Here is a 2,930-nt window from a genome sequence, read left to right as displayed (position 1 = left end):
TGGTGCTTACCGCCCGCGGCCTCGGCAAGGACTTCTCGGGGTTCACGGCCGTCAACAACGTGAACCTCGACGTCCACCATGCCCGCATCCACGCGCTGATCGGCCCCAACGGGGCCGGCAAGACCACCGTCTTCAACCTGCTGACCAAGTTCCTGCAACCCACGCGCGGGCAGATCACCCTGCTGGGCACCGACATCACCAAGATGAAGCCCGACGTGGTGGCCCGCATGGGGCTGGTGCGGTCTTTCCAGATCTCGGCCGTCTTCCCGCATCTGACGGTGCTGGAAAACGTCCGCGTCGCCCTGCAACGCCCGGCCGAACTGCACGTGCAGTTCTGGCGCCCGCTCAAGGCGCTGGACGTGCTGAACGGCCGGGCCGAGGTGCTGATCGACGAACTGGGCCTGACCCCCTGGCGCGACGTGCGCGCCGCCGACCTTTCCTATGGCCGCAAGCGGGTGCTTGAGATCGCGACCACGCTCGCGCTTGACCCGCAGGTGCTGCTGCTGGATGAACCGATGGCCGGCATGGGGCACGAGGACGTGCATACCGTGGCCGAGATCATCCGCGAGGTCGCCCGCCACCGTGCCGTCCTGATGGTGGAACACAACCTGTCGGTCGTGGCCGACATCTGCCATTTCGTCACCGTGCTGCAGCGGGGCGAGATCCTGGCCGAGGGCGACTACGCCACCGTCGCCGCCGATCCGCGCGTGCGCACCGCCTACATGGGGACCGAAGCATGAGCGCGCTTCTGAACGTGGCCGGGCTGAACGCCTGGTATGGCGAAAGCCACGTCCTGCATGGCGTGAACATGCATGTGAACGAGGGCGAGACCGTCTGCATCCTGGGCCGCAACGGCATGGGCAAGACCACCACGCTGCGGTCCATCATCGGCATCGTCCGCAAGCGGACCGGGCAGATCAGTTTCGCCGGGCAGGACCTGATGACCATGCCGCTGCACCGCACCGCGCGGGCCGGGCTGGGCTTCGTCCCCGAGGAACGCGGCATCTTCGCGACCCTGTCGGTGGACGAGAACCTGATGCTGCCCCCGGTGGTGGCGCAGGGCGGCATGACGCTGGACGAGATCTACACGCTGTTCCCGAACCTCAAGGAACGCCGCAACAGCCCCGGCACCAAGCTGTCGGGGGGCGAGCAGCAGATGCTCGCCATGGCGCGCATCCTGCGGACCGGCGCCCGCTGCCTTTTGCTGGACGAGCCGACCGAAGGGCTGGCCCCCGTCATCATCGACGCCATCGGCGCGGTGCTGCGGGAACTCAAGGCGCGCGGCATGACGGTGGTGCTGGTGGAACAGAACTTCCGCTTCGCCTCCAAGGTCGCGGACCGCTTCTATGTCATGGACCACGGCGTGATGGCCCATGAGTTCCCGGTGGGCGAACTCGCTGCCCGCATGAACATGCTGCAAGAAACACTGGGAGTCTGAGATGACGATGATCTTCGGAATCCCGATCCAGGCCTTCATGGGCCAGATCCTCGTGGGCCTCATCAACGGCTCGTTCTATGCGCTGCTGTCGCTGGGCCTTGCGGTGATCTTCGGCCTGCTGCGGGTCATCAACTTCGCCCATGGCGCGCAATACATGCTGGGCGCCTTCGTGGCGCTGCTGGCGCTGAACTGGTTCGGGCTGAACTACTGGTTCGCGCTGATCCTCGCGCCGCTGGTCGTCGGCGCCTTCGGCGCGCTGGTGGAACGCACGATGCTGTCGCGGCTGTATCAGCTCGACCACCTTTACGGGCTCTTGTTCACCTTCGGCCTGGCGCTGGCGCTTGAGGGCACCTTCCGCTGGTATTTCGGCGCCTCGGGCCAGCCCTATTCGGCGCCGGCGGCCCTGACTGGGGCGGTCAACCTGGGCTTCATGGTGCTGCCGATCTACCGCGGCTGGGTGATCGTCGCCTCGCTGATCGTCTGCATCGCCGTCTGGGCGCTGATCGAGAAGACGCGGCTGGGCGCGACCCTGCGCGCGGCCACGGAAAACCCGGTGCTCGTGCAGAGCTTCGGCATCAACGTGCCGCGGCTGCTGACGCTGACCTATGCGCTGGGGTCTGGGCTGGCCGCGATCGCGGGCGTGCTGGCGGCGCCGATCTACCAGGTTTCGCCGCTGATGGGGACGAACATCATCATCGTCGTCTTCGCGGTGGTCGTGGTCGGCGGCATGGGGTCCATCATGGGCGCCATCGTCACCGGCTACCTGCTGGGCGTTGCCGAGGGGCTGACCAAGGTCTTCTACCCCGAGGCCTCCAACATCGTGATCTTCGTCATCATGGCGATCGTGCTGATCCTGCGTCCCGCGGGTCTGTTCGGGAAGGAGGGCTGAGATGGCCAGGACATCCGAAATCTCGACGGCCGAGCCGGGTTCGGTCCGCACCATGGGACGGGGCGCGCAGCTTGCGCTGCTGCTGGCGGCGGGGGTTCTGCTGATCGCGGCGCCCTTCATGGTCTATCCCGTCTTCGTGATGACGATGCTGTGCTTCGGGCTCTTCGCCGCGGCCTTCAACCTGCTGCTGGGCTACACGGGGCTGCTGTCCTTCGGCCATGCCGCCTTCTTCGGGGGCGCGGCCTATTTCACTGCCCATGCGGCAAAGGAATGGGGCTGGAACCCCGAGTTCGCGCTGGCGATGGGCGTCCTTGGCGCCACCGGCTTGGGGGTGGTGATCGGCGCCATCGCCATTCGCCGGCAGGGCATCTACTTCGCCATGATCACGCTGGCGCTGGCGCAGATGTTTTTCTTCTTCTGCCTGCAGGTTCCCTTCACCCACGGCGAGGACGGCATCCAGGCGGTGCCGCGCGGCCATCTGTTCGGGTTCATCGACCTGAGCGACACGATGACCATGTATTACTTCGTGCTGGCCATCTTCGTGCTGGGGCTGCTGGTGATCTGGCGCTTCGTGAACTCGCCCTTCGGGATGATCCTCAAGGC

At 66.2% G+C, this 2,930-nt stretch carries 4 protein-coding genes; all 4 read left to right on the top strand.

Annotated features, from left to right (window positions below):
• The first annotated feature begins 2 nt into the window (after positions 1-2).
• On the top strand, positions 3-740 hold the full coding sequence (locus H5395_RS18065; RefSeq protein WP_370576503.1) for an ABC transporter ATP-binding protein: 738 nt from the start codon (positions 3-5) through the stop codon (positions 738-740).
• On the top strand, positions 737-1,438 hold the full coding sequence (locus tag H5395_RS18060; protein WP_182793904.1) for an ABC transporter ATP-binding protein: 702 nt from the start codon (positions 737-739) through the stop codon (positions 1,436-1,438). Before H5395_RS18065 ends, H5395_RS18060 begins: the two co-directional genes overlap by 4 nt.
• Before the next feature lies 1 nt (position 1,439).
• Positions 1,440-2,327, top strand: a complete 888-nt coding sequence (locus H5395_RS18055; RefSeq protein ID WP_182793902.1) for a branched-chain amino acid ABC transporter permease — start codon at positions 1,440-1,442, stop codon at positions 2,325-2,327.
• A gap of 1 nt (position 2,328) precedes the next feature.
• On the top strand, positions 2,329-2,930 hold a 602-nt coding region (locus H5395_RS18050), incomplete at its 3' end, for a branched-chain amino acid ABC transporter permease (protein ID WP_182793901.1).

The organism is Paracoccus sp. MC1854 (assembly GCF_014164635.1).
Classification (GTDB): Bacteria; Pseudomonadota; Alphaproteobacteria; order Rhodobacterales; family Rhodobacteraceae; genus Paracoccus.
This window is presented reverse-complemented; position numbering and strand designations above follow the sequence as displayed.